General features: G+C 29.0%; 25 protein-coding genes. 22 read left to right on the top strand and 3 right to left on the bottom strand.

Annotated features, from left to right (window positions below; translation table 11 throughout):
• Positions 1–45: 45 nt before the first annotated feature.
• Positions 46–201: a hypothetical protein gene (locus tag L3B98_RS06815; RefSeq protein WP_173696395.1), complete on the bottom strand. Its 156-nt coding sequence runs from the start codon at positions 199–201 to the stop codon at positions 46–48.
• Positions 202–368: 167 nt separating this feature from the next.
• Between L3B98_RS06815 and L3B98_RS06820 the strand changes: the two genes are divergently transcribed.
• The 3 genes from L3B98_RS06820 to L3B98_RS06830 all read left to right on the top strand — a co-directional run bounded on the left by L3B98_RS06820 (position 369) and on the right by L3B98_RS06830 (position 5,449).
• Positions 369–812 carry a DUF5673 domain-containing protein gene (locus tag L3B98_RS06820; protein ID WP_238916059.1) on the top strand — a complete coding sequence of 148 codons (444 nt, stop codon included), beginning with the start codon at positions 369–371 and terminating at the stop codon, positions 810–812.
• Between the two features lie 176 nt (positions 813–988).
• Positions 989–3,172, top strand: a complete 2,184-nt coding sequence (locus L3B98_RS06825) for a DNA topoisomerase III (protein WP_238916060.1) — start codon at positions 989–991, stop codon at positions 3,170–3,172.
• A 279-nt stretch (positions 3,173–3,451) separates the two neighbouring features.
• Positions 3,452–5,449, top strand: coding sequence for a methyl-accepting chemotaxis protein (locus L3B98_RS06830; RefSeq protein WP_238916061.1), 1,998 nt, complete (start codon positions 3,452–3,454; stop codon positions 5,447–5,449).
• Between the two features lie 171 nt (positions 5,450–5,620).
• Here L3B98_RS06830 and L3B98_RS06835 read toward each other — a convergent pair whose 3' ends face one another.
• On the bottom strand, positions 5,621–6,172 hold the full coding sequence (locus L3B98_RS06835) for a TetR/AcrR family transcriptional regulator (RefSeq protein ID WP_238916062.1): 552 nt from the start codon (positions 6,170–6,172) through the stop codon (positions 5,621–5,623).
• A gap of 264 nt (positions 6,173–6,436) precedes the next feature.
• Here L3B98_RS06835 and L3B98_RS06840 point away from each other — a divergent pair, with 264 nt between their 5' ends.
• The 19 genes from L3B98_RS06840 to scpB all read left to right on the top strand — a co-directional run bounded on the left by L3B98_RS06840 (position 6,437) and on the right by scpB (position 25,044).
• Positions 6,437–7,486 carry an efflux RND transporter periplasmic adaptor subunit gene (locus tag L3B98_RS06840; RefSeq protein ID WP_238916063.1) on the top strand — a complete coding sequence of 350 codons (1,050 nt, stop codon included), beginning with the start codon at positions 6,437–6,439 and terminating at the stop codon, positions 7,484–7,486.
• Positions 7,467–8,690 carry an ABC transporter permease gene (locus tag L3B98_RS06845; protein WP_238916064.1) on the top strand — a complete coding sequence of 408 codons (1,224 nt, stop codon included), beginning with the start codon at positions 7,467–7,469 and terminating at the stop codon, positions 8,688–8,690. The genes L3B98_RS06840 and L3B98_RS06845 overlap by 20 nt, the downstream gene beginning before the upstream one ends.
• Positions 8,665–9,882, top strand: a complete 1,218-nt coding sequence (locus L3B98_RS06850) for an ABC transporter permease (RefSeq protein WP_238916065.1) — start codon at positions 8,665–8,667, stop codon at positions 9,880–9,882. Before L3B98_RS06845 ends, L3B98_RS06850 begins: the two co-directional genes overlap by 26 nt.
• Before the next feature lie 151 nt (positions 9,883–10,033).
• The gene (locus L3B98_RS06855; protein WP_238916066.1) at positions 10,034–11,338 is read left to right on the top strand and encodes a TolC family protein; all 1,305 of its coding nucleotides are present in this window, start codon (positions 10,034–10,036) and stop codon (positions 11,336–11,338) included.
• A 313-nt stretch (positions 11,339–11,651) separates the two neighbouring features.
• Positions 11,652–11,924, top strand: a complete 273-nt coding sequence (locus L3B98_RS06860) for an EsaB/YukD family protein (RefSeq protein WP_015392902.1) — start codon at positions 11,652–11,654, stop codon at positions 11,922–11,924.
• 2 nt (positions 11,925–11,926) lie between these two features.
• Positions 11,927–13,102 (top strand): ThiF family adenylyltransferase, encoded by a 1,176-nt coding sequence (locus tag L3B98_RS06865; protein ID WP_077362927.1) that lies wholly within the window; start codon positions 11,927–11,929, stop codon positions 13,100–13,102.
• Positions 13,102–14,847: an FHA domain-containing protein gene (locus L3B98_RS06870; protein WP_077362929.1), complete on the top strand. Its 1,746-nt coding sequence runs from the start codon at positions 13,102–13,104 to the stop codon at positions 14,845–14,847. Before L3B98_RS06865 ends, L3B98_RS06870 begins: the two co-directional genes overlap by 1 nt.
• Before the next feature lie 18 nt (positions 14,848–14,865).
• Positions 14,866–15,690: a trypsin-like peptidase domain-containing protein gene (locus tag L3B98_RS06875; RefSeq protein ID WP_077362931.1), complete on the top strand. Its 825-nt coding sequence runs from the start codon at positions 14,866–14,868 to the stop codon at positions 15,688–15,690.
• An 18-nt stretch (positions 15,691–15,708) separates the two neighbouring features.
• Entirely contained in the window at positions 15,709–16,515 is an 807-nt protein-coding gene (locus tag L3B98_RS06880) for an RING finger protein (RefSeq protein ID WP_238916067.1), read from the top strand.
• Between the two features lie 31 nt (positions 16,516–16,546).
• Positions 16,547–17,332 carry an RING finger protein gene (locus L3B98_RS06885; protein ID WP_238916068.1) on the top strand — a complete coding sequence of 262 codons (786 nt, stop codon included), beginning with the start codon at positions 16,547–16,549 and terminating at the stop codon, positions 17,330–17,332.
• Positions 17,333–17,338: 6 nt separating this feature from the next.
• Positions 17,339–18,358, top strand: coding sequence for a LysM peptidoglycan-binding domain-containing protein (locus L3B98_RS06890; protein WP_238916069.1), 1,020 nt, complete (start codon positions 17,339–17,341; stop codon positions 18,356–18,358).
• Positions 18,359–18,413: 55 nt separating this feature from the next.
• Positions 18,414–18,536, top strand: a complete 123-nt coding sequence (locus L3B98_RS28860) for a hypothetical protein (RefSeq protein WP_017810620.1) — start codon at positions 18,414–18,416, stop codon at positions 18,534–18,536.
• A 186-nt stretch (positions 18,537–18,722) separates the two neighbouring features.
• Positions 18,723–18,962, top strand: coding sequence for a hypothetical protein (locus L3B98_RS06895; protein ID WP_238916070.1), 240 nt, complete (start codon positions 18,723–18,725; stop codon positions 18,960–18,962).
• Between the two features lie 175 nt (positions 18,963–19,137).
• On the top strand, positions 19,138–20,295 hold the full coding sequence (locus tag L3B98_RS06900; protein WP_238916071.1) for a copper amine oxidase N-terminal domain-containing protein: 1,158 nt from the start codon (positions 19,138–19,140) through the stop codon (positions 20,293–20,295).
• 121 nt (positions 20,296–20,416) lie between these two features.
• Positions 20,417–20,908: a sigma-70 family RNA polymerase sigma factor gene (locus L3B98_RS06905; RefSeq protein WP_015392911.1), complete on the top strand. Its 492-nt coding sequence runs from the start codon at positions 20,417–20,419 to the stop codon at positions 20,906–20,908.
• Positions 20,895–22,097, top strand: a complete 1,203-nt coding sequence (locus L3B98_RS06910; protein ID WP_238916072.1) for a hypothetical protein — start codon at positions 20,895–20,897, stop codon at positions 22,095–22,097. Before L3B98_RS06905 ends, L3B98_RS06910 begins: the two co-directional genes overlap by 14 nt.
• 131 nt (positions 22,098–22,228) lie before the next feature.
• Positions 22,229–23,419 carry a D-alanyl-D-alanine carboxypeptidase family protein gene (locus L3B98_RS06915; protein WP_015392913.1) on the top strand — a complete coding sequence of 397 codons (1,191 nt, stop codon included), beginning with the start codon at positions 22,229–22,231 and terminating at the stop codon, positions 23,417–23,419.
• A 280-nt stretch (positions 23,420–23,699) separates the two neighbouring features.
• Positions 23,700–24,446, top strand: a complete 747-nt coding sequence (locus L3B98_RS06920) for a segregation/condensation protein A (protein WP_077362943.1) — start codon at positions 23,700–23,702, stop codon at positions 24,444–24,446.
• The gene (scpB, locus tag L3B98_RS06925; RefSeq protein WP_015392915.1) at positions 24,439–25,044 is read left to right on the top strand and encodes an SMC-Scp complex subunit ScpB; all 606 of its coding nucleotides are present in this window, start codon (positions 24,439–24,441) and stop codon (positions 25,042–25,044) included. Before L3B98_RS06920 ends, scpB begins: the two co-directional genes overlap by 8 nt.
• Positions 25,045–25,173: 129 nt before the next feature.
• On the opposite strand, the gene ytfJ is transcribed toward scpB, so the two are convergent.
• Entirely contained in the window at positions 25,174–25,656 is a 483-nt protein-coding gene (ytfJ, locus tag L3B98_RS06930; RefSeq protein ID WP_015392916.1) for a GerW family sporulation protein, read from the bottom strand.
• Positions 25,657–25,666 lie beyond the last annotated feature (10 nt).

Below are 25,666 nucleotides of genomic sequence, written 5' to 3' on the forward strand. Positions count from 1 at the left end.
TTTTTGATATAAATAAAATTTAGGGAGAAAGCTAAATTAAATCAATTAAAAACCTCTCTTTTTCGCTTCTGCTCCACTTTTATTAAGGCTTGGTTCTTCAATAGTTGTATCGAAGCTACTTTTTGCATATTGTCCTTGATCTTTATTTCCATTTCTTAAACCATTACTTTTTGAAAAATCTCTTCGGTTATTGTTTTGCATAAAAATCATCTCCTTTGTAATAGTACATATATATTATGTCTAAAATAATAATATTTAAATCCTTGTTTATATTATATTTTTATTAAAGAAAATTTATGAAGAATATGATATAATAAGATGCTTTATAAAAAAATGCAAAAAATTTAAAAAGATTGGGAGAATTAATTATGGAAATATCATCAATACTGATTATAGCTTTTATAGTGATCATGGATATTGTTCTTATTGTAAAGGATATAAAAAACAAGATTATATACAGTGGAACAAAAAAATTTAAGATAGCAATTCCATTAATGATTGTAATATTTGTTGGAATAACTCTTATGAATTCAAATTATAGAATGCAAGATATTATTGTGTGTGTAGCAATATTGCCTTTAGCCTTTGTGGGTAATAAAACTGGAATAACTGAAAAAGGGTTTCTATTTAATTCCTATGTAACTCCATGGGATAAGGTTGAGAGCTATTCACTAGATGATCAAGGAGAAAAATGTATACTTTCATTTAAAACAAATATGGGAGCAAGACGAATAATATTTAAGCAAGAAGATAAGGCTGATGTTAAAAAATATCTATTAAGTATAAATAAGTTAAGATATGTAAAAAAATAATTTAATGCGTAAAAAAATCTCAGGCTCCACAGTCGCCTGCGATTTTTTTATTGACTATTTTATGATATAATTGATACATCTTATGGAAAAATGGTAATTGACTATAAGAAAAAAGACGTTAATAGCATGAAAAAAAGTTTATACTTTTTAATTGCTTGAGAGAGGAAGAATAATAAATGAGTAAAACTTTGGTATTAGCTGAAAAGCCAAGTGTTGGTAGAGATTTAGCTAAGGTTTTAAAATGTAATCAAAATAAAGGTTCACATATAGAGGGAAACAAATATATAGTAACTTGGGCAATGGGACATTTAGTAGGCCTTATGGATCCTGAGGGCTACGATAATAAGTATAAAGAATGGAAAATGGAAACACTTCCAATGCTACCTAAACATATGAAGCTTACAGTATTAAAGAAAACTGGAAAGCAATATAATGAAGTTAAAAAGTTATTATTAAGAGATGATGTTAGTGAAATAGTAATTGCAACAGATGCTGGAAGAGAAGGAGAGCTTGTAGCACGTTGGATTCTAGAAAAAGTTGGTGTTAAAAAGCCACTTAAAAGATTATGGATTTCATCACAAACTGAAAAAGCTATTTTAGATGGCTTTAGAAATCTTAAGCCAGGTAAAGAATATGAAAATCTTTATCATGCGGCTGTATGTAGAGCAGAAGCAGATTGGCTTGTAGGACTTAATGTAACAAGGGCCTTAACTTGTAAATATAATGCTCAGTTGTCAGCAGGTAGAGTTCAATCTCCAACCTTAGCTATGATTGTATTAAGAGAAGAAGAAATAAGAAATTTTAAGCCAAAAACTTATTATACTTTAGATGGAAAGACTAAAGCCTTTAACTTGTTATGGGTAAATAAAGATAATAATTCTAGAATTTTTGATGAAGAAACTGCAAATAAGATAGCTTCAAAACTTAAAAATTCAGAAGGAAAAATTGTAAATATAAATGAAGCAAATAAGAAAAAGTTTTCTCCAGCCCTTTATGATTTAACAGAATTGCAAAGAGATGCAAATAAAATATGGGGATATTCTGCAAAGCAAACTTTAAATATAATGCAGAGACTTTATGAAAATTATAAAATATTAACTTATCCAAGAACAGATTCAAGATATATTACTACAGATATTGTTGCTACTATTCCTGAAAGATTAAAGGCAGTATCTACAGGAGAATATAGGATAGCAGCAGAAGAGTTACTTAAAGGAAAAATAAATGGTCATAAAGGCTTCGTTGATAATTCAAAAGTAAGTGATCACCATGCCATAATTCCAACAGAAGAAAGACCTAATTTATCCCTTTTATCTTCTGAAGAAAGAAAAATTTATGATTTAGTAGTTAAAAGATTTTTAAGTGTTATGCTTCCACCTTTTGAATATGTTCAAACGACAATAGAAGCAGAGGTTCAAGGAGAAAAGCTTATAGCTAAAGGAAAAGTTATTAAGGCAAAAGGCTGGAAAAAGCTTTATGATAAATTAGAAGAAGATAACGAAGAAGAAGATTTAAAAGAGCAAGTATTACCTTTACTGAATAAAGGTGACAGCATTAAGATAGAAAGTGTCAATGTAAAAAAAGGTGAAACAAAGCCACCAGCTAGATTTACAGAAGCAACGCTTTTATCAGCTATGGAAAGTCCACATAAATATATCAATGTTTCTAAAGAAGCAGCTAAAACTTTAGGAGAAACAGGTGGACTTGGTACAGTAGCTACAAGAGCAGATATTATTGAGAAGTTATTTAATTCTTTTGTTATAGAAAAGAAAGGTAAGGAAATATTACCTACATCAAAAGGAAAGCAATTAATTGAGCTAGTACCAGCAGACTTGAAATCACCAATTTTAACAGCTAAATGGGAAAGCCAATTAGATGAAATAGCTAAAGGAAAAAGAGATGCACATATATTTGTCAAAGAAATGAAAAATTATTCAGTTGCGCTAGTAGAAGATGTTAAAGGAGCAAGTAGTAAGTTTGTTCATGACAACAAAACTGGAAAGAAATGTCCTAATTGTGGTAAGTATTTATTAGAGGTAAAAGGTAAAAATGGAACAATGAATGTCTGCCAAGACAGAGAATGTGGCTATAGGGAAAATGTAGCTAGAGTAACAAATGCAAGATGTCCAGAGTGCAAAAAGAAATTAGAATTAAGAGGCCAAGGGGAAGGAAAAATTTATGTTTGCCCTGGTACTAACTGTAATTTCAGAGAAAAGGCTAGTGTATTTGAAAAGAGATTTGACAAAGCTGGAAAGACTGATAAAAGAGAAGTTAATAATATTATGAAAAAAATGAAAAAAGAAGCAGAGGCCGATTTAAATAATCCATTTGCTGATCTTTTGAAAGATTTTAATAAATAACAAATACTAAAGGTAGAACAATACAATGATTGTTCTACCTTTAAGTGTTATTATATATAACTTGAATTTATAAGGAATAATGTTTTATTAAGAAGTTTATCGCATATTAATGAATAAAGGCAATGAAATTTGTGGGTTATTATGATATTATTAATATATATTTGACAATAACGTAGATAATTCTTGTTGCTTTTGTAAAAAATGATAAAAATTGAAATAAGGAGCTTCATGTTGGGATTATCAGTTTTGGCTTTAGATGGAAGATAAGGGGGAGAAAAAATGTCGCAAAAAAAATTGAATTTACATAGTATTCGAATAAGATTAGTTATTAGTTTAGTTCTGATTTGTGTGATACCATTGATTATAGCGGGAGTAATTTCCTATAATCAATCAAAATCAATACTTAGCAAAAAATTAGATATTACAAGTGAACAGACGCTTTCTGAGGTGAATAGCGGATTAAACAACTATTTTGCTGGATTTACAGAGAGAATTACAATGTTATCAAATGATTATAACCTAGTGAACGTTGATTATGGAAATAATTTTGATTACATACCTAATTTATTAAAAAACCTAAAAGAAAGTAATAAAGATATTTTTGATACATATTATGGAAGTGAATCTGGTAAGTTTTCAATATATCCAGAAACAAAGATGCCAGAGGGATATGATGCAACCCAAAGATCTTGGTATCAAGAAGCAATAAAGGCAAAAGGAAAACCTGTAATAACTAAGCCTTATAAAGATGCAGCTACAGGAAATACTGTTCTGGGTATTGCACAAGCAGTTATAAAGGATGGTAAAATTGTAGGTGTTGTTGGAATGGATTGTACATTAAGTACACTTTCGGATCGTATAGCAGAAAAAAAAGTAGGAAATTCAGGAGTTGTATTTATTACTGACACAGATGGAGTAATGATAGCTCATGCTGATAAAAGCTTAATTGGTGGAGATACAGTTACAAAATTATCTTATTGGAATGAAGTTAAGTCTGGTAAAGATGGATTTATTACTTATGATTATTATGGAGTACCCAAATTTGGTGTGTATGAAACTAATGAAATGACAGGGTGGAAGCTAATAGCTGGGTTGCAAGAAAGTGAATTGTCAAATGATACGAGAGCAATACTATTAAATACTGCTATAATAACAATTATAATGGCAATAATGGCAATAATTTTATCATTGATATTGAGTAAGGGTATCGCGACTAATATTCAAAATTTAAAAGAAGTATTTTCCAAAGCTTCGGAGGGAAATTTATCAGGAGTTGTAGAGGTTAAATCAAAGGATGAACTTGGTCAACTTGCAAATGACTATAATTCTATGATTAAAAATATAGGTAAACTATTAGAAAGTGCAAAGCTAACTTCCAATACAGTATTTGAGACTACTGCAAATCTTTCAAGTATGGCAGAAGAAACAACAGCTTCAATGGCGCAGGTTTCATTTGCTGTTTCAGAAATATCTCAAGGAGCTGTCAGTTTAGCTGAAAATTCTCAAGAAACTGCAACTGGTATTGAGGAACTATCTAAAAAATTAGATAAAATTGCAGACACGACTGAAGATATGAGTAATGTATCAGAAGAAACTAAAAGGTTAAGTAAACAAGGAATAAATACTGTAAATGTATTGATTAATAAAAATAACGAAACAATGGAGGCGACAACAAAAGTATCGGATATAGTTTCAAGTGTGAATGAAAGTGTACAGATGATTAGTTCAATTTCTAATGCTATAACGGAAATAACAGAGCAAACAAATCTTTTGGCACTAAACGCATCTATTGAAGCGGCACGTGCAGGAGAAGCAGGTAAGGGCTTTGCCGTAGTAGCTGAAGAAATCAGAAAACTTGCAGAAGAATCACAAAATTCTACAGAACAAATTAAGTCTATAATAGGTACTATTGAGTCCAAGGCAGAGATAGCTGTAGAGGCTATGGATAACAATAAGAAAATTAATTCTGAACAAAATGAAGCTGTAATAAGAACCGAATCAATATTTACTGAAATACTATTATCTATCACAAACTTAACAGAAAAAGTTGGAGAGGTTAAAATTTCAATAGATGATATGCAAGTTCAAAAGCAGGTTTTCGTTACTCAAATAGAAAATAGCTCAGCTATTTCTGAGGAAACAGCTTCATCAACAGAGGAAGTAACTGCATCAGCAGAAGAAGTATCTGCTACAATGGACAGATTTAGTCAGCATACAGAAGATTTGCAACATTTAGCTGAAAAATTGAAGAAAGAAATAGATAGATTCACAGTATAATTTAAAGGGATTAGCTACAGGTGCAAACCCCCTGAAGTCTAACCTGCGGAAAAAATTACTTCAATATTTTAGTTGGAGATTTTAAGTAAAATAATATAATATAAGTGGTAGAAAAAGCAAACCTCACTATAAAATCAAAAATTATAGTGGGGTTTGCTTTTTCTAATGGGATTAATGTTCAGAATGAACAAATCCATTTTGAATTTTATCCGTTATAACTGAAGTTATTTCAGGTGTAATATCATCGAAATCAATTTGTTCAAGTATTCCAAAGATGCCACAGATGACAAAGGATGCTATGGATTTAGCAAGTACAGTTTGCATTGTACTGTCAGCAGTTTTTTCTAACAGACGCTCAACAGTAAGTTTTTTTGTTTTGTATAATGATGATGAATATCGTGGAGTACTAAAAAAATGTATGGAGAGTTCTTTATTTTCATTAAACATAAATAGGATTTTTTCTATTATTTCAGGAAGATGATTAACTAATTCAGCAAAATCATATGGTTCCATGATAGAAATGGTCTTATCTACAATATTGTTCAAAAATGCATCAGCACAATCATAAATATCTTTGTAATGCAAATAGAAGGTACTTTTGTTAATGTCAGCCTTATCACATAATTCTTTTATAGTAATATCTTTGATGTCTTTTTCAGATAATAATTTAGCAAAAGCACATTGAATAGCTTGTTGTGTTTTTCTTATACGTCTATCTTTCATTATGATTCTCCTTTAATAGACAATTTTGATATATTTGTCTATTAACAGTCTTATGTGCCAAAATTGATTATTGAAGGACTGCACATAAGTTCTTATAATAGACTAGTGTCTATATATAGATGGTAGTAAATAATTGGCATTATGTCAATAAGCATCTTTATATAGAATAAAAACTTATTAATTTAGATTAATTTTAATTTATGGAAGAAAAATATTTAAGTTAGTTATCCTAAAAAGCTAACATGAGTATTAGAGGAGGATGTTATGAAAATAAGAAACGCAGTAGTATTTATAGTTTTAGTAATTTTAATTAGTGGATTTACTGGATGCACTTCAAAGTCAACTCTTACAGGAGACAAGTTAGTAAAGGAAAGTAAAGAGAATCTAACAATACAATCTAATGTAGATATGGCAGATATAAATATAAATACACAAATTCCAGGTGAAATTAAGGAAGTAAAAGTCAAAGAAGGAGAAACTGTAAAAAAGGGAGATGTTCTATTTATTATAAACAGTGATACCCTTGGAGCTAAGCAAACTCAAGTTGAAGCGCAAATAGAGGCAGCAAATGGTCAACTAAATGCAGCAAAGGCAGCTAGAGATGCTGCTAGTGCAAAGCTTGAATTAGCTCAAAACGGTGCACGGCCTGAAGAAATCGATCAAGCTAAAGCAGGCTATGATCTTGCTAAAGTAACATATGATAGATTAAAGGTTCTATATGATGAAAAATCTATACCTAAATCAGATTTAGATAATGCTGAAACTCAATTGAAATTAGCTAGTGATAAATATAATATAGCTCAAAAAGGAGCTAGACCAGAAGATATAAAAGCTGCGCAAGCATTAGTTGAACAGTCTAATGGCTCTGTACAAGCTGTAGAAGGTCAAATAAAGCAAGCAGAGGGAGCATTAAAGGAAGTAAATGTAAATATTAATAATGCTACAGTTGTAGCACCAGAAGATGGCGTTATTACTCAATTAAATGTTGAAGCAGGAGAACTAGTATCAACGGGAATGCAGCTTGCAGTAGTTACAAAAACTAATGAACCATCTATATTGTGCAATGTCAAAGAAACAGATTTGTCTAAAGTAAATTTAAATCAAGAAGTATCAGTTAAGATTCCTGCATATAAGGATGAAGAGTTTAAAGGAAAAGTTGTAAAAATTAATAAAAATGCAGATTTTGCTGTTAAGAGAGCAACTAATGATAATGGAGAATTTGATATATTATCTTACGGTGTAAAGGTAGAACTTGAAGATATGGATAAGCCACTTCGTGCAGGAATGACAGCTTTTGTTGATTTTGGAAAGTGATGTGATAGTAGCTATGAAGGAGTTAGCAGTTAAACTTAAAAATATATTTTCAAAACATAAAGAAATTATTTTATCTGTATTAATGCTTTTAATAATCCCATCAATTTCGAGTTATATTCTAGGATATACATATAGTGCTCATTCAGTGAGGAATATTCCAACTATAATAGTTGATCATGATAATTCAACATTAAGTGAAAGTTTTGTAAAGCAAGTAAATACAAATGAAATCTTTAATGTGACAAATTATAGTCAAAGTGATGATGATGTAAAAAATTTAATTGAAAGAGGAAATGTAGTTGTTGGAATAATAATACCAAAAGAATTTTCTAAGGATTTGATTGATGGAAAAGCACCTAAAATAATGATTATATATGATGGGGCTCAAATGTCAGCTGTTAGTTCTGCAAAAACTAGAGCAGCAGAAATTCTTGGTACAATTAAAGCAAGCTATTTAATAAAGGTAGGAGAAGGTAAAACAGGAATAATGCCAGCGGTAGCTAAAAATAATGTTATTCCAATGCAATCAAATCCTATATTCTTGGGCAATCCAACGCGAAGTACAGCAAACTTTATACTTCAAGGAATGTTAATAGGAATAGCTCAAATTGGAATAATAATTCTTGGAGTTTTAATAGTGAAAGAAAAAGAAAATCCGATTTCGTTATTATCAAAAAGCATTGGTTTTGGAATTATAGGGGCAATTTCTATATTATTCTCCTTAATTATACAAATCAAATATTTTGAAATACCTTATAAAGGCTCTATAGTTGGAGGAATAACATTAACTATATTATTTAGCATTGTCACTATAAATTTAGGCGTTTTATTTAAATTGATATTAAAAGATAAGTTATCTGCCGTTAAAAATTCTGGTTTGATAATTTCAGGTACAACTCTAATTACAGGCTATACTTTTCCATTAATGGCTATGCCTGATATATTTAAAAAATTAGCTAAATTTATTCCATTTTTATATTATGGAGGTTCTATGAGAGATTTATCACTTTTGGGATTAAACTTTAATGATATTCTTCCAGAAGTATATGATCTTATTAAGTACTTAGTTATAACATGGATTGTTATGTTAATTATATTAGCAATTAAAAAAGTTTTAATAAAAAGGAATCTTTTAAAATATAAAATCGCCAAGAAGATTGTGAAGAGGAGGCGTAAGTATGAGATTGCTAAGGCTCATAGGTAGAGATAAAAAGAATATTATTTCACTTAGTTTAATTCATATTATAACGGTTGTTTTTGTATGCTTTATTTTTAGTGAAATTTATGTAGAAAATATTCCATTTGGAATAGTAAACTTGGACAACTCATCTTTATCAAGAACAGTGATACAGCAGCTTAATAATAGTCCTGGGCTAAACATTACTTATTATGCTGATTCACAAGTTGACCTTGAAAAAGCAATTAAGGAAAAAAAGGTTAGTGGAGGAATAGTTATTCCTAAAAATTTTAATAAAGATGTTGTGAGTATGAAATCTCCAAGCATTGCATTATTGATAGATGAAACAAATATGGTTGTTGGAAATAATATATATGCTTATGGTAGTAGCGTTATAGGAACAGTTAATGCTGGAATTCAAATGAGAGTTTTTGAAGGTAAAAATATGCTTCCAGATACTGCAAAAAAGACTATAACAAGTTTTTCTTATGTTGAACGTGTACTTTATGACACTCAGCTTAGTTATATGAAATATTTAATATATCCACTTATACCATACCTTATACAGGGTACTTTTTTAATGACTTTTTTAGTTCCTGAATTAATAAAAAATAGAAGGAAGTTAAATTTAATTAACATAAAGTCTAAGGATGGCTTAAAAAATATTATTCTTATTTGTGCAAGAATTTTAATGATGATTTGCGTGAGTATAATATCAAGTTTTATTGGCTTATGTATTTTAGATAAATATTTTGGATTACCTCTTAGAGGAGATATTTTAGAATATGCTGCATTAATGTTTATATTTTTGATTAATATTACAGCAATGGGATTTTTCTTTGCTGCTTTTATCAATAATATTATTTATTTTGTTCAATTCTTTTCAATGATTAATATAGTAACATTTTTGACAAGTGGTATTGCCTTTCCTGAATATATGATGCCTGAAGGCCTAGTTAGAATTATTAAATATTTGTGGCCATTTATGAATGTAGGATTACAGCTTAAGTGTCTAAACTTAAAAGGAATAGGCTGGGATGTTATATTACCATATATTAAAAATGGAATTTTTTATGCGTTAATATGGTTTCCTATAGGTATTGGATTATACTCTGGAAGGATTGCATTATATAAATATAAATTTAATAGTAAAAATGATAGAATTATTGAACTAAAAGAAGCGGAAGAGGAAGAAGGCTTTGAGGAAGAGATTAGTTAAATTGTATTAAATATATATATTCCTATTATCAATGTTCAATTATCAATTGTCATTAGTCAAGAATCCTTTCAGGATTTCTTGGTGTAAGATATAAAACCTTAATTAGCACTTATATAGTGGAAAAATAGAATAAGATTGTGAGGAGAATATAATGAAAAAAATTTATAAAAAGGCCGCTGCTATTGGAGTTGGATTAATTGTGATAAGCGGAAATATAGTTCCAGCTTTTGCGGAAGAAACATTAAAATCATCTGAAGCTATAGTTAAGCAAACAATAACAACTCAAAATTATGGACAAGTTGTTGATGGCAAACCAATTATTACATTAGATACTATTATTAAATCTGCTATTGATAATAGTGATAAATTAGCTTTAAAGTCCAAAGAAATAAGTATGTATAGAAGCAAGATGGATCTACAAGATAAAACAAATGACTTTTATGAAAGTATTGGACAAAAAAAATATGATTTTCCCTATGATAAGCTTGAGCTTCAAGAAAAGCAGACTAAGCAATCAAAAGATTTTTTAGTAGATCAAATAGCCAATGATATTACAGGAAAATATAATGCAATTATTTTGAAGCAAATAGATTTAAATAAGGCAAAAGATAATTTGGAAATCAAAAATAAAGAATTAGCTGATGTAAGAACAAAGGTAAGAGTTGGTATGGCTACAGATAATCAATTAAATGACAAAGAAATTGAAATAAAAGCTTTAAATGATGATATAAAAGCAAAAGAGGACTCATTAAAAAATGGTGTTGATTATCTAGGTGTTTTAACAAATTTAAATTTATCAAATTATACATTAGATGAAAATATTGAATATGATGTATTTAGAATTGAAGGTTCAGAAGAAGGATACTTCGATGATAAAATTGATACTTACTTAAAATATAATGATGAAATGATTAAGATTTCAAAAGATTATCTAAAGGAATTAAAAGATGATGGTATAAAAAATATTTTGGAAAATGACATTCCTTCAATACCTGATAAAACTAAATTCGCAGGAGTAGATAAAACTACAGGAGCACCTACCTTTGATTCTAATGGATATGCTTTAGCACTTATTGGTTATATGCAAAATCAGCAGATATTCTTGAAAAAATTAGATGCATATGGTTCCTATTTAGATGGCCAATATAACTTGGAAGAATCTAAGGTTAAATTAGATGATTCCAGAAAGAATCTTAAGAATGTATTAAAAGAATGTTATTCAACCTTGCTTGATTTAGAAAATAAAATAAATACAGTAAAAGAACAAATAAATTCAGCAAATACTAAGCTTACGTATGCAAAATCGCAAGTAGATATAGGTATGATGACTGAAAATAACTACAAAGCTGCAGTATTAAAAAGTAAAGATTTAGATACTTCATTAAGACAATTGATTAATACTTATAATATTTTGAAGGAATCTATTCAAAAACCTTGGATCTTAAATACTAAGTAAAATAATATAGGTGATAAATAAAATCAAACCAAACTATAAATCCTAACTTTATAGTTTGGTTTGATTTTTCTTAAGATATTTAATTGAGTTATGGTGGTAATAACCATAGTATATTATAACTAGAAGAATTACAATTTAATTACAAGGTATACTTTAGTATAATATTCAAAAGAGCATTTTGATTATATAATGAATAATAGAAAATATGATAATAATAAGATTATTTTAAAAGAGATAATTATTCTAAAAAGAATATTATCTCTTTTAAATATGAATGAGTTATTAAAAACTTTTGAGAGGATATGATTAAATTATGGGAAAAATTAATGTAGTAATTGTTGACACAACAGGAAATAAGGAGAGAAAGGTAGGATTACCTGACGATATTAAAATAGGAATTATAATGGTTAAACTTGTAGAGAAAATCAAACTTCCTTCAATAGGGCCTGATGGAAATCCAATTAGTTATAAATTTATTCATAAGGTTTCAGGAAGGCAGCTCTTAGAAACTCAGACACTTACAGATGCCAATATAAAAGATGGTGATGTTTTAAGATTACAACCAGAAATAACTGCAGGTGCATAACTATGGAAGATATATTAAATTTAGATATTAATGAAAATAGGTATTCACGATTTGAACTTATACCTTGGTGGAATCAAGAACTTTTACATAATTCAACTATAATGGTCGTTGGTGCAGGAGCAATTGGAAATGAACTTATTAAAAACTTAGCTTTGCTAGGGATTGGAAAAATATTAATAGTTGATATGGATAAGATTGAACAAACTAATTTAACACGGTCAATCTTATATCGTATGAGTGATATAGATAAATATAAAGCAGATGCAGCAGTGGAAAAAGCTATGGAGATAAATCCAGATGTTACGGCTATTCCATTAAAAGTTAATGTAGTTACAGACATAGGGCTTGGAGTATTTAGAAAAATGGATATTATTTTGGGAGGTCTTGATAATAGAGAAGCACGCCTTTCAATTAACCAAGCTTGTTATAAGGTAAATAAACCCTGGATTGATGGAGCAATTGAAGTGCTAAATGGATTTGCTAGAGTTTTTGTTCCACCAGGTCCATGTTATGAATGTACTATGACAGAAACTGATTGGAAGTTAATTAATAAGAGAAAATCTTGTGCCTTGCTTACACATGAACAAATGCTTGAGGGCAAAATTCCAACAACTCCAACTTCCTCTTCTGTTATAGCTGGAATTCAAGTTCAAGAAATGCTTAAGTTGTTACATAATGATAGAAACTTACCAACACTTGCAGGAAAAGGTTATGTTTTTAATGGCTTGACTCATGATTCCTTTGTAGTTGAATATCAAAGAAAAGATGACTGTATGAGCCATGATACCTTTGAAGTTATTAAGGAAATGCCTTGGTCTGCAAGAAATACTTCCATTAGTGAAATGTTAAAGCAGGCAAAGGAAGATTTAGGTGAGGAAGCAATTTTGGAATTCGATAGAGATATTGCAACTACTGCAGCTTGTGTTTGTGGAAATTCAAAAGAAATATTTAATGTGGTAAATAAGCTGAAAAATAGAGATATTATTTGTGAAAAGTGCGGAAAGACCATGAGATTTGAGACGATCCATTCTATTTCTGGAAATGAAGAATTTTTAGATAAAAAGTTATTTGATATAGGAATTCCGTTGTTTCATATTATTAGTGCAAGAAGTAGATTAAACTATATTCATTATGAATTAACAAGTGATAAAAATGAAGTTCTAGGAGGTCTATTTTAATGAATGCAAGGTTAAGAAGAATTACAGCAGATTATGAAGAAATAAAAAAGAATTTTGATGGACATAAAAATATAATTGTTGAGCCTATTGGAATTGAACCAGCTGAAAAATATAAGGTTACATATTATATAAATGGGATTTATTTAAATGGAGAAGGAAAAATTGAAACTTTAAACAAGCATGTTATCATGATTACTTTACATTCAGAATATCCAAGATATAAGCCTATTTGTACTATTGAAACTCCTATATGGCATCCTAATTTTAAAGATGGACAAATTTGTATTGGTGACATATGGGGAGCTGGTGAAGCCTTATCAGATATTGTGATAAATATTGGGGATATGATTCAATATAAATCATGGAATTCATTTAGTCCACTTTCTGCAGATGCAGCAAAATGGGCAATCGAAAATAAGCATTTGTTTCCAGTTGGAAATATAGATTTATGGACAGGTGAAGAAATTTCTGAAACTCAAGCTTCAAATTTTGATATAGATATACTAAGTGATGATGAAGCAATAGAGGAAGAAGAAAGTTTTAATGTCGTAGAATCATTGCAAGCAGAAGAAAAGGTAATAATTGAAAATAATGAAGATAGTGAAATAATTGAAAATGGATTAGAAATAGCTACAACACTATTAGAAGAAGCACAAGAAAATGACTTTGATATTACAGAAGAAGAACTTGAAGGGATTGAATTTGTTCCAGCAGCAGCCAGACTGCAAAATAGTCAGCCTGTAGTTACTAAAGAGAAAAGAATTAATTTTAAAACGATATTTTTTAAAGGAATTTTATATGGATTAATCGGTGGAATAATTGGATGGATATTATCAGAACTTGCTCCTATTAGTTATGAAAAAATACTTGCATTCAAGGGATATACTATCCATGGCCTTGCAAGAGATTTTGCTTTAGGGAAAATTACCAGAGAACAATATTATTCAATAAGAGGAACAGCTGTTATAATTGATTCTTGCTTATTTTCTTCAATTATTGGAGGGACAATTGGTGCTTTCATGGGAGCTGGTGAAGGATTATATTATGGATCAAAGAAAAAGGCTCTTAAATATGGATTTATAGGACTTGTAGTTTCTCTTCTTATTGGATTAGTAGGTGGCTTTTTAGGACAATTATCATATACTTTACTATTGCATGATAATAGAAATGCTTCAGAGATTTATGGAGGCTTTGCTAGAGCTATTGGATGGGCTGTTTTAGGAACAGGAGTTGGAGTATCAGTTGGGTTGATTAGAGCTGAAAAAATAAGAATAATTAATTGCTTATTAGGTGGGATTATTGGTGGATTTATTGGTGGTTTTCTATTCAATTTCATAGCAGAAGGTTTTAATATTGGTGAATTTGATGGAGGAATAGTAGCAAGAGGTATAGGCATTACAATCATGGGAGCGTTGATTGGTCTTGGCATAGGTATGTTAGAGCAATTTGCGAAAACTGCATGGTTAAAGGTAGTGCGTGGCGAGTTTGAAGGAAAAGAATATCTTGTATTTCAAGGAATAACAAGCATTGGAAATAGTGGGAAAAATACTATTGCTTTATTTAAAGACAAATTAGTTGCTCCAAAACATTGCGATATAGTTCAAGAAGGAAATAAATATGTAATTATAGATAAAGGTTCACCATCAGGAACCATTGTAAATGGTATGAGGATAACAAGGCATGTATTAAAAAAAGGAGATGCAATTTCAATTGGAAATTCAGTTCTTGTGTTCAATACAAAATAATTTTAAAAGGAGAATGGCGTGAGAATTAAAAATGTAGTTATAGTTTTTATTTGTATACTTTTAATGAGCAGACCTGTTGCTGCTATGAATTTTGTCCCCGAAAATCTTTATAATTCAGTTACAGTAATTTATACAGATAAGGGAATGGGAAGCGGCTTTGCAATTGATAAAAATACAATCATTACTAATGCACATGTGGTTAACGGGTTCAACACAGTTACAGTAAAGTTATACAACGGGAAAAGTTGTGTTGGTAAGGTTTCGAAAATTGATAAAAATATTGATTTAGCTTTAATTCAAGTGGAGGAAGCTTTAACACCTCTTAAACTTGTTTCTGAAGATAATATTGCAATAGGCAAAGAGGTATATGCAATTGGAGCACCTGAAGATATTCCATATACGATGACTAAGGGAATAGTTTCAGCGAAGAATAGGAAAGTAAAGAATCATGAATATATTCAAATCGATGCTTCAATAAATTCAGGGAATAGTGGTGGACCTCTTATTAATGAAAATGGAGAAGTTATTGGAATAAATACTATGAAATTATTAGATGCAGAAGGAATTGGCTTTGCAATAGGAACTTCAACTATTAATAACTTTGTTAATAATACTGTACCTGAAAGCAGCAATGCTAATAATGATCAAGAAGAAGATAATAATTTAAAACAAAATGATATAGAAACTAATTATAAAAAAGTCTTAGCAGAAAATGAAAAGCTAAAGATTATTATTATGGTTCTGGCTATATTACTAGTTATAGCAACGCTGGTAATAATAAAATTACAAATTAAGAAAAAGCAAAAAAGTAAATATGATTTTGAAATAGATATTTATGAATAAAAACAGGGGGAGATGAAGATGGATTTTACAGGGAAAATATGCCCTTACTGTAAAGGTGAGTTTAAAGAAGATGATGAAATTGTCCTTTGCAGTATCTGTGAAATGCCCCATCACAAGGAGTGCTGGGTTGAAAATCAAGGGTGCACAACCTTTGGCTGTACAGGAACTATTATGGGAGTTGATAACTATAGCGGAGAAGCAGTTTGTAAGAGATGTGGAACAGCATATATTGATGGACAAAGATTTTGTAGCTACTGTGGAGGAAATCTTTTAGACAATGGATTTGAAGATTCATCGCAGTTTGGATATTCTTATGGAAATCAGCAGACTTCGAGTAATACAACACAACAAAATTCATTTAACATAAATTACGGCTCACAGAATAAAGTAGATGAAAAAGAAGATATGCGTAAATTTATTGGAGAAAAACAAATTTACTATGTAACGAAATTTGATAACCTTGATTATTTTAATAAAAAATTGAGTTGGAACTGGGCTAGTGCATTTTTTGGTATGTATTGGTATCCATATAGAAAAATGTATAAGATTTCTATAATTTATTATATATCGAGTCTTATTTTTGGACTAATACCTGGTTTCTCAGGAATCTCAAGATTGACCTTTTTCATTTTATCTGGGATGTTTGGAAATTACTTGTATAAACGTCATGTTGAAAAACATCTTGAAATAGCAAACGCTATGGATAATTATATGAAGCAAGATTATCTATTCAAAGAAGGAGGAACTAGTACTTGGGCTGTATTGGCAACTATAGTAATTACAGTAATTATAGTAATTATGCTTAATGTGATTGCAGGTTTGTAGTGTTGGTTTTATTAATAAATGGGAGGGAATAATGTTGAATTATATAGGGAAAATATGTCCATATTGCAAGGATGAATTTAAAGAAAATGATGAGGTTATTAGTTGTAGTGAATGTGAAATGCCTCATCATAAAGAATGCTGGACACAAAATCAAGGATGTACAACTTTTGGCTGTACAGGAATCATTACGGAAGCTAATGATACTTTAGCTGAAAAATGTGGAGAAATTTATGAAGATGGAAAAGGTATTAATACTGCTATAGGTAATATGAATTATAAAGATCAGCAGCAATATGATAATATCTCAAATAATTTAAATAGCGGCAGAAATATAGATGAAGAGATATATACACTTATTGGAAAGAATCAGGAGTATTTTTTACCAAAGTTTGAAGAATTGAATAATAGAAAAAGTAAAATGAGTTGGAATTGGGCAAGTGCATTTTTTGGAGCCTACTGGTATGCATATAGAAAAATGTATATAACTCAAATTTTATATTATATAGCATTTTTTTTATATTCAATGCTTCTAAACATAATTATGCTTATGTTATTACCAGCTGGATTTAATAGAAATAAAGATCCTTTAGTATATTCATCATTTGAACTTTTCATTTTTGTTGTACCTTTTTTACTATCAGGTTTTTTTGCTAATTATATATACAAATGTCATATTGAAAAACATATCAAAAAAGCAGATTATATTGATGTTTGTGAAAGGGAAAATTATTTGATGAATAAAGGCGGAACTAGTGGATTAGCATTAATGATTTTTTTAATTGTCAATGTATTTATCAAAATTATGTTTAGGGGGTGAATCTAAATGAAAGAAATTGAAATTGTAGAAGAGGAAAAGGTTAATGATTCTAATGAAACGATTAAGTTGCCTGATAATTTTATCACGATTGGAGAAACGGATGTTAATGATGTAAAAATTTATATTAAACAAGATGTATATAATGAAATTGAAAAATTTTCAAAAGCAGATACAACACATGAACGTGGTGGAATTTTAATAGGTAATTATGCAGAAGTCAATAATAAAAAAAATGTTATAATTTCAGATTTCATTGAAGCAAAGTATACTGATGCTACTGCTTCAACCTTAACATTTACACATGAAACTTGGAATTATATTCATAATGAGCATGAAAATTTATATCCAGATAAAAAAATCTTAGGCTGGCAGCATACTCACCCTAGTTACGGAATATTTTTATCGAATTATGATATCTTTATTCAAGAGAATTTTTTTAATCTTCCTTGGCAAATTGCGTATGTGGTTGATCCAATAGCAGGAACAAGAGGTTTTTTTCAATGGAAAAATGATAAAGTTGAAAAAACAAATGGCTTTTATATCTTTGATGATATTGGTAAAAAGCTTGAAATAAAGATTGATAAGTCAAATAAGAGTAAAGGAAAATTGAGTTTATTTTCTTTAATAACTTTTTTTATATTAGCTAGTGTATTGGTATTTACAACATTTGAAGGCACTGAAAAAATTAATTATGAAGAAAAACAAAATGAACTGCTTATAGCTAATAATCAGCTAACAACTGAAAAAGATGAATTAACAAAAAAGCTACAAGAAAGCAAGGAATTAATAGAAAAATTACAACAAGCTGAAAATACACCAAAGGAAAATAAAAAAACAGACGAAGTAGATAAAGATATTTTAAAATTAAAGCCTTATACAATACAAGCTGGAGATACATTAAATGAAATCTGTAAAAAGCATAATCTTGATTATGATAAAAATAAAGCTTTGGTATTAAAAATAAACGGAATAACAAATGAAGATAAAATTTATGTTGGAGAAAAATTGTATTTACCATTAAGTTAGGAGAATTCGTTATTGAAGAGAATTTTTTGAGGCAACTGATGGAATACCAAAAGACTTGAAACATTCTAGGCATTCAGATATAATTGATGATCATTTAGGGGGTGGTATTGCAAAAGTTAGTTGGAAAAAAGATGTTAAAAAAATTATATTAGGGATTTTTGTATTTTTAGAAGAGTAAGATTAAATTAAAAATATTAGGAAAAGCTGAGTTGTTTAAATTTAATAGCTGTGAGAACGTAGAATTTAATAGTTAATTATATATTAATTTGTAATGATTAGAAGGAATTTAGCATTTTATGTATAATTATATATATGAAAGGGGTAGGCGTTAATGGAAGAAATAAATATTAGGAAAGTATTAAACATGTATAAAATGTTTAGTAAAAGACAACGTGAGGTATTAGGGAAACTTATTGAAACAAGAGAAAGTTTTACATTTGAAGATTTACAACAAGCGCTTCAGGATGATCCAGAAGCAAAAGAGATTTTGCAAAAGATACATTTTGTTGCAGATGGAGAATATGAAAAGGCAGGTATATCTAAACCTGCATCCAAACCTGAATCAAGCGATAACGATGTAAAAGAAATAGATTTAATGATGTAAAAAAATTGAACTCTAGAAATAGAGTTCTTTTTTTGTTCAATAAAATAATCAGTTTAATTTAGTATAATGATTAATTATTTTTTAGAATTTATTGCAACACTTTTCTGAGCTCAATTGTATTATAAATAGAAAAATAAAGAAAAAGGTTATATAACTTAGAAGGAGAGATAAATTTATGAAAAAAGCGATGATTAGTTTATTATGTGTTAGTACAATTATTGGAGGAGCAATTCCGGTATTTGCAGCTGATAATCAATTAGATAGTGATACAATGCATATTATGAGTGATCCAATCTTGATTTCAACTAATGAAGGCATGAATAAAGCTAATGACATTATTATAGAAGGTAAAAATATAGACCTAGGAAAACTAAGCGTTGTTATTAAGGATGGTAAAGTTTTAGTGCCTCTAAAAGTTACTGCTGAAGCTTTAGGTTTTAATGTTAATATTGATAAAGATAATAACGTTGTATTATTAGATAAAGATAGAATAAATGCATCCATTACCATTGGAGAGGATACTTATTACTATTCAAACTTGATTGGAAAAGGAAAAGATGTGGTTTGTGGTAAAGCAATTGGGACAGGAGCATCACCTATAATAATTGATAATGAAGTATATGTTTCAATCAAAGTATATAATTCATTACTTAGAGATGAAAAGGCGATAGGAAGCTTTTGGTGTACTACAAAAGATGGACAAAATATTTATGTTGATAACGGAAATATCGTTATAGGCTGGAAATTAATAAATAATAAATGGTATTATATGAATAATGATGGAACAACTAAAAAGGGATGGATAAAAACAAATAGTAATTGGTATTATGTATATGATAATGGAGAAATGGCAGTTAATACTACTACACCAGATGGATATAAAGTGGATAAAGACGGAAAATGGGATTTTGGAAAACAGATTCAAAAATTAGCGATAGATGGGATAGCAAATCCAATAGAGGAATTTAAAACTATAGAAGATGCTCAAAAAGTTTTAAAGTTTAAAATTTTAACACCAAAAACAATACCTGAAAAATATAATGTGAAATATATTAGTACTATTTCAAAACAAACCTTCCAAATTTGCTATAGTAATGGTGATAACGAAATTTTGTTTAGAATGGGACAAGGAATTGAAAATATCAGTGGAGATTATACTGAGTATAAGAACAATGATATAGTTAAGGTAAATAATAAAGATATTAAATTAAGTGGAAATGATGAGAGTGTAAAACTTGCAACTTGGAAAGTTAATGAGATGTCATATTCTATTTTGGTTAACAAAGGAATGAAAAAAGATGATATTATTAATGTAATAAAGAGTACTTTTTAGTATTGGTTAAGGTTTATAAATACAATTTAGGGGTGGACAAGAATACTAATTAAAATTAATTTGGGCCTAGATTAATTTTTAATAGTTTCTTGTGCGACAAGATGGAAGGATGAGTTTTATAATGAATGTGGTTTCATTGCGTACGGATGAAATTATCTCACAAGATTTAGATCATTATGGAAATATGCTGCTGAGACTTGCATATTCATACATGAAGAATATTTATGATGCAGAAGATGTGGTACAAGAGGTATTTGTACAGCTACTTAAAAATATAGAAAAGCTCGAAAGCGATGAATACAAGAAGAATTGGCTTATTTGTGTTGCAAGAAATATCTGCAAAAATAAATTAAAATCTGCATGGTTTAAAAAGCATGTAGAGTTAACGGAGATGCCATATTATGATGAGTACAAAGATAGTAATGTACTCAATAAGGTTATGCAGCTTCCACTAAAATATAGAGAAATTATTTATTTATATTATTATGAAGATTATACAACAGTGGAAATTGCAACTATAATAGACAAAAAAGAGGCAACAGTACGTTCATTGCTAAGCAGAGGAAGAAATATTTTAAGAAGTGAGTTAAAGGAGGAGTATGATTTTGAGTAAGAAGTATAAACAAGAATTAGATAAAATCGTTATGAGCGAAGATATGAAACAAAGAATACTCAATAATGTCCTCAATAATAATATAGAAGCCAAAGGTATAATACCAACAGTTGTAAAACCTATAAAGTTTAAAAGGAACATGCAGCTGGCAGCAGCTTGTTTTACAGTAGTAATATGTCTAAGTGTTGTTAAAAGCCATCCTGAATTATTTAAACCTGAAACTAGCAATATAAAACAAAATCAAGAGATTAGTAATAATGAGGAAAATAAAATTTCTAGTAACAATGAAGAGAATAAAACTATAAATAATAGTAAAGTACGTGATACAGATGATAATAAAAATCATACATATGATAGTGGTTTGGATAGTACAAGTGATAATGCTGGTTCTGGAAAACATGAAAATTTAAAGACTGATATTAGCAGAAATGCTGATGATAAAAAAGGTACTACAGTTAAAAATGAAAATAGCAATAATAATAATTTAGATAAAAAAGAAAATCAAGTACCAATAGAGAAGAAAGATAAAAATCCAAATGTCTCACAAGTTAATTCTAGTATAGCACCAAATACAAATAAAGAGCCACAAACTAATGAAGCTGCTCCAACAGAAAAGGCTAATGAGCCAGTAGTTACGAGCTCAGCCCCACAAACTAATGAAAATGGTAAAGAAGCTAATAATGAAAGTTTGGAAGATAGTTCAAAGGAAGCAGCTGACAATGAAAATAAGGAAAAAAATATGAAGAGAGAAAGTGATGATGAATCAGATTCTGCTCCTAAGTTTATGATTTCTACCTTTTCTTCAAAAGAATATAAGACAATAGAAGAGGCTGAAGCAGCAGCAAAGCTTCAAATAAAACCAATTGATACATTACCTAAAGGATTTAATAAAGATAATATTAGTGTTATTGCAGATACTACAATACAAGTGGGATATAGCAATGGACAAGATTTTATTACTTTTAGAGCTGGTAAGGGCAGTGAAAATATCAGTGGAGATTATAATGAATATACAATTAAGAAGACTACTAAAATTAATGGAATAGACGTAAATTTAAATGGCAATAAAGATAAACTATATAATTTAGCTACTTGGAAAAAGGAGGGCATATCCTATTCAATTTCTTCAACCAATGACATTAATGAAAATGAAATAGAAAATATGGTAAAAAGTAGTTTAAATAAGTAGTATCAAATACAAAATTGGAATTTTGAATTAAATGTAGAGTAAATTTCCTGTCTTTATTTTGAGGAATTTAGGGTTGCTTGTAATATTATTTCTTATTATGGTAACACTAATCTTTGAAAGGAGGCAGGGAAATGAAAAATAAAATTGAAAGATTTTTATCTTGCATATTGATATCTATTCTTACCATTTTATTAATACCAATGCAGCTAGTTTATGCAGCACAACCAGAAGATAATAGTAAGGCTGAAGGAACGAATATTGAAGCAAGATCAGCTTTATTAATGGAGCCTATGAGCGGAAAAATAATTTATGAAAAAAATGCAGATGAAAAATTTGCACCAGCTTCTGTAACAAAAATTATGACTATGCTGTTAACCATGGAGGCTGTAGATAGTGGCAAAATAACTATAGAGGATAAAGTAACTTGTAGTGAAAATGCTAAAAAAATGGGTGGAAGTACAATGCTTTTGGATACTGGAGAAATTAGAACTGTAGAGGAATTATTAAAAGGTGTAGCAATTGCATCAGGAAATGATGCAGCAGTTGCGCTTGCAGAATATCTAGGAGGTACAGAAGCGGATTTTGTCAATATGATGAATACAAGAGCTCAAGAGCTTGGAATGAAAAACACAACTTTTAAAAACTGTAATGGTCTTCCAGCAGATGGGCATTTATCAACTGCAAAGGACATTGCTATAATGTCTAAGGAATTATTGAAACATCCAAAAGTCTTAAAATATACAGGAACTTATATGGAGACAATATCTGAAGGAAGAAAATCACCTATTGAACTTGTTAATCATAATAAACTAGTAAGATTTTTTGAAGGCTGTGATGGATTAAAGACAGGTTTTACAGATGAAGCAAAATACTGTATCAGTGCAACAGCAACAAGAAATGGTGTAAGGATGTTATCAGTAATTATGGGAGCACCTACATATAAAATTAGAAATCGTGATGCCGGAGTATTACTTAATCATGGATTCTCAAAATATGAAGGTAAAAAGCTTATTTCAAAAGATGAAGATGTAGATAAAATTTTTATGGATGAACAAACTGATAAATATTTTATGGCAAAAGCTAAAAATGATTTAACTGTTATATTACCTAAGGGGGAAAGTAAAGAACTTGAAAAGAAAATCGTTATCGATGAATTAAAGAAAGAATATAAAGTCGGAGATATAGTTGGGAAATATGAAGTATATTTAGGTAATGATAAAGTTGGAGAAATAGAAGTATATTGTGATAGGGATATTAAGAAAGGTAATATATTTGATAATATTAAATACAACATCAAGAATCTTTTTGAAAAAGGTGTTTAAGTTAAGCGTATAATATTCTCTTTCAGTAAAATAGAATTTAATATGGATAATGTTTTATGGACTGTCTTTAATAAAAGTATATAATATTTGAGTAAAGAATTTAATTTTTTCTTAATGTATTGTATAATGGTTTAGTTTAAGACAGTTCATATTTATTGTTTTTAAGGGATTTTTAATCTTTCTTGTCTTGAAGCATATTAATTGTTATTATATATTAGAGTGTTTAAAATTATACAATTTATTATATTTACTAAATTTATTATGGAGGTAAAGAAGTATAATGGAACTTCCAAAAATTAAAATAAATGATTTTGAAGGCCCTTTTGATTTATTATTACATTTAATTAGAAAAAATCAAATGGATATATACAATGTTAAAATATATGAAATAACAAATCAATATTTAAATTATCTTAATGAGATGAAGGAAATGGATTTAGAAATAACTTCTGAATTTATTGTAGTAGCAGCTACATTAATTGAAATAAAGTCAAAATATCTATTACCTAAAGCCAAAAAAGAAGATGAAGATGAAGAGGATGACGAAAAGAAATTATTAGAAAAACTTATTGAATATAAGAAAATCAAAGGAGTTTCTGCATTCTTTAGAGAAAGATATGTAAGTGCCGGAGATGTATATGGTAAGAAACCTGAAATAATTGAAGAGCGAAAAGATAATATTGTACGAGTTGATTTGTTAAAAGATACAAGCCTTATTGAATTATATAATATTTATAATAATTTGTTAGAGATTTATAACAATAAGCAAAATAAAAATAATGTAATTCAAAAAAAGATATACGTAGATAAATACAAAATAGAAGATAAACTTGAGTTTATTAAGGCAAGATTAATGAATGAAAAAATAAGCAATTTTGATGAGCTTACAAGAGAGTGTGAATGTAAATTAGAATGTGTTGTAACTTTTTTAGCTTTGCTTGAAATGATTAAGCAAAGAATGGTTAAAGTTTATCAAAGTGATAATTTTATGAATATTTTAGTTGAGAGGAGAATGGATAGTGAGTAAAGAAAAAGGTATTCAAATTCCATTTTTAGATGATTTAAAAAAGAATGCTTTAAAATCAGCTATAGAAGCGTTACTTTTCGCAAGTGGAGAACCGTTAAGTCTTCAGGATTTGGTTAATCACCTTGAAGAAAAATCTAAACTTATAGAAATTATTATTCAAGAAATGATAGAGGAATATGAAGTAAATAAAAGTAGAGGAATAAAATTAATTTGTATAAAAGGAAGTTACCAATTAGTTACAAAATCTGAAAATGCAGATTTTATACAAAAACTTCTAAAGAAAAATAAGAGACAATCATTATCTCAGGCTTCAATAGAAAGTTTGGCTATAATAGCATATAAGCAGCCAATAACAAGGATTGATATCGATGAAATCAGAGGAGTTAAGTCTGAAAGTGCATTACAAAGACTCATGGAAAAAGATCTTATAAAAGAAGTTGGAAGGCTAGAAGTGCCAGGTAGGCCAATATTGTATGGAACAACAGATGAATTTTTAAGACAATTTGAATTAAAAGACTTAAAGGAACTTCCTTCTCTAGATTTGTTTGGACAAGACGATTCTGAGGAAGATATAGAAGAAACAAAGGAACAAGTCTAAACAATATTATTAATAAATAAAACCAGATTTTTATAAATTGAAAGAGAAATAGAAAATTTGAGTAAATCAAATAACTATTTCTCTTTTGAATTAAAAAATTAGGAGTGACTCGAGGCATATTTTGTATGCCTAAATATTACTGCTGTCATCGCAATAACATTCATTGGTATCATGCTTAACATTACTATCAACATTTGTAGTATTACCATTATTATCATTTTTATTCTTTTTACACATATCTTTTACAAGACTTTTTATTATATCTAGTATTTGAGGAACGGTATCTACAATTCTGTCATAAGTTGTATCTTGATCTACAGGAAGCATTCTTACTCCATCTGGCTTTACAACTAAAAATGCAACAGGTTTAACTGAAACTCCTGCACCAGATCCGCCACCAAAAGGAAATACTGTGCTGCTAAGGTTTTGCTTTTCATTGGAAAATTCACTACCACCAGATGCAAAGCCAAAACTCAATCTTGATACTGGAACAATATAAGTTCCATCTTTTGTTTCAATGGCTTTACCAATTACGGTATTAACATCAATCATATCTTTAAGATTTTCCATAGTACTTTTCATTAAGTTTTCGACATGTTGTTCATTTGACATAATAAATCCC

The sequence above is a fragment of the Clostridium sp. YIM B02555 genome (assembly GCF_022320955.1).
Classification (GTDB): domain Bacteria; phylum Bacillota; class Clostridia; order Clostridiales; family Clostridiaceae; genus Clostridium; species Clostridium saccharoperbutylacetonicum.

Coding starts and splice junctions, on each gene's coding strand:
- L3B98_RS06855 (WP_238916066.1), top strand. CDS start 10,034: ATGAAAAAAATTTATAAAAAGGCCGCTGCTATTGGAGTTGGATTAATT.
- L3B98_RS06840 (WP_238916063.1), top strand. CDS start 6,437: ATGAAAATAAGAAACGCAGTAGTATTTATAGTTTTAGTAATTTTAATT.
- L3B98_RS06910 (WP_238916072.1), top strand. CDS start 20,895: ATGATTTTGAGTAAGAAGTATAAACAAGAATTAGATAAAATCGTTATG.
- L3B98_RS06835 (WP_238916062.1), bottom strand. CDS start 6,172: ATGAAAGATAGACGTATAAGAAAAACACAACAAGCTATTCAATGTGCT.
- L3B98_RS06815 (WP_173696395.1), bottom strand. CDS start 201: ATGCAAAACAATAACCGAAGAGATTTTTCAAAAAGTAATGGTTTAAGA.
- L3B98_RS06860 (WP_015392902.1), top strand. CDS start 11,652: ATGGGAAAAATTAATGTAGTAATTGTTGACACAACAGGAAATAAGGAG.
- L3B98_RS06850 (WP_238916065.1), top strand. CDS start 8,665: ATGAGATTGCTAAGGCTCATAGGTAGAGATAAAAAGAATATTATTTCA.
- L3B98_RS06915 (WP_015392913.1), top strand. CDS start 22,229: ATGAAAAATAAAATTGAAAGATTTTTATCTTGCATATTGATATCTATT.
- L3B98_RS06830 (WP_238916061.1), top strand. CDS start 3,452: ATGTCGCAAAAAAAATTGAATTTACATAGTATTCGAATAAGATTAGTT.
- L3B98_RS06825 (WP_238916060.1), top strand. CDS start 989: ATGAGTAAAACTTTGGTATTAGCTGAAAAGCCAAGTGTTGGTAGAGAT.
- L3B98_RS06905 (WP_015392911.1), top strand. CDS start 20,417: ATGAATGTGGTTTCATTGCGTACGGATGAAATTATCTCACAAGATTTA.
- L3B98_RS06900 (WP_238916071.1), top strand. CDS start 19,138: ATGAAAAAAGCGATGATTAGTTTATTATGTGTTAGTACAATTATTGGA.
- L3B98_RS06890 (WP_238916069.1), top strand. CDS start 17,339: ATGAAAGAAATTGAAATTGTAGAAGAGGAAAAGGTTAATGATTCTAAT.
- L3B98_RS06920 (WP_077362943.1), top strand. CDS start 23,700: ATGGAACTTCCAAAAATTAAAATAAATGATTTTGAAGGCCCTTTTGAT.
- L3B98_RS06820 (WP_238916059.1), top strand. CDS start 369: ATGGAAATATCATCAATACTGATTATAGCTTTTATAGTGATCATGGAT.
- L3B98_RS06885 (WP_238916068.1), top strand. CDS start 16,547: ATGTTGAATTATATAGGGAAAATATGTCCATATTGCAAGGATGAATTT.
- L3B98_RS06895 (WP_238916070.1), top strand. CDS start 18,723: ATGTATAAAATGTTTAGTAAAAGACAACGTGAGGTATTAGGGAAACTT.
- ytfJ (WP_015392916.1), bottom strand. CDS start 25,656: ATGTCAAATGAACAACATGTCGAAAACTTAATGAAAAGTACTATGGAA.
- L3B98_RS06865 (WP_077362927.1), top strand. CDS start 11,927: ATGGAAGATATATTAAATTTAGATATTAATGAAAATAGGTATTCACGA.
- L3B98_RS06880 (WP_238916067.1), top strand. CDS start 15,709: ATGGATTTTACAGGGAAAATATGCCCTTACTGTAAAGGTGAGTTTAAA.
- L3B98_RS06870 (WP_077362929.1), top strand. CDS start 13,102: ATGAATGCAAGGTTAAGAAGAATTACAGCAGATTATGAAGAAATAAAA.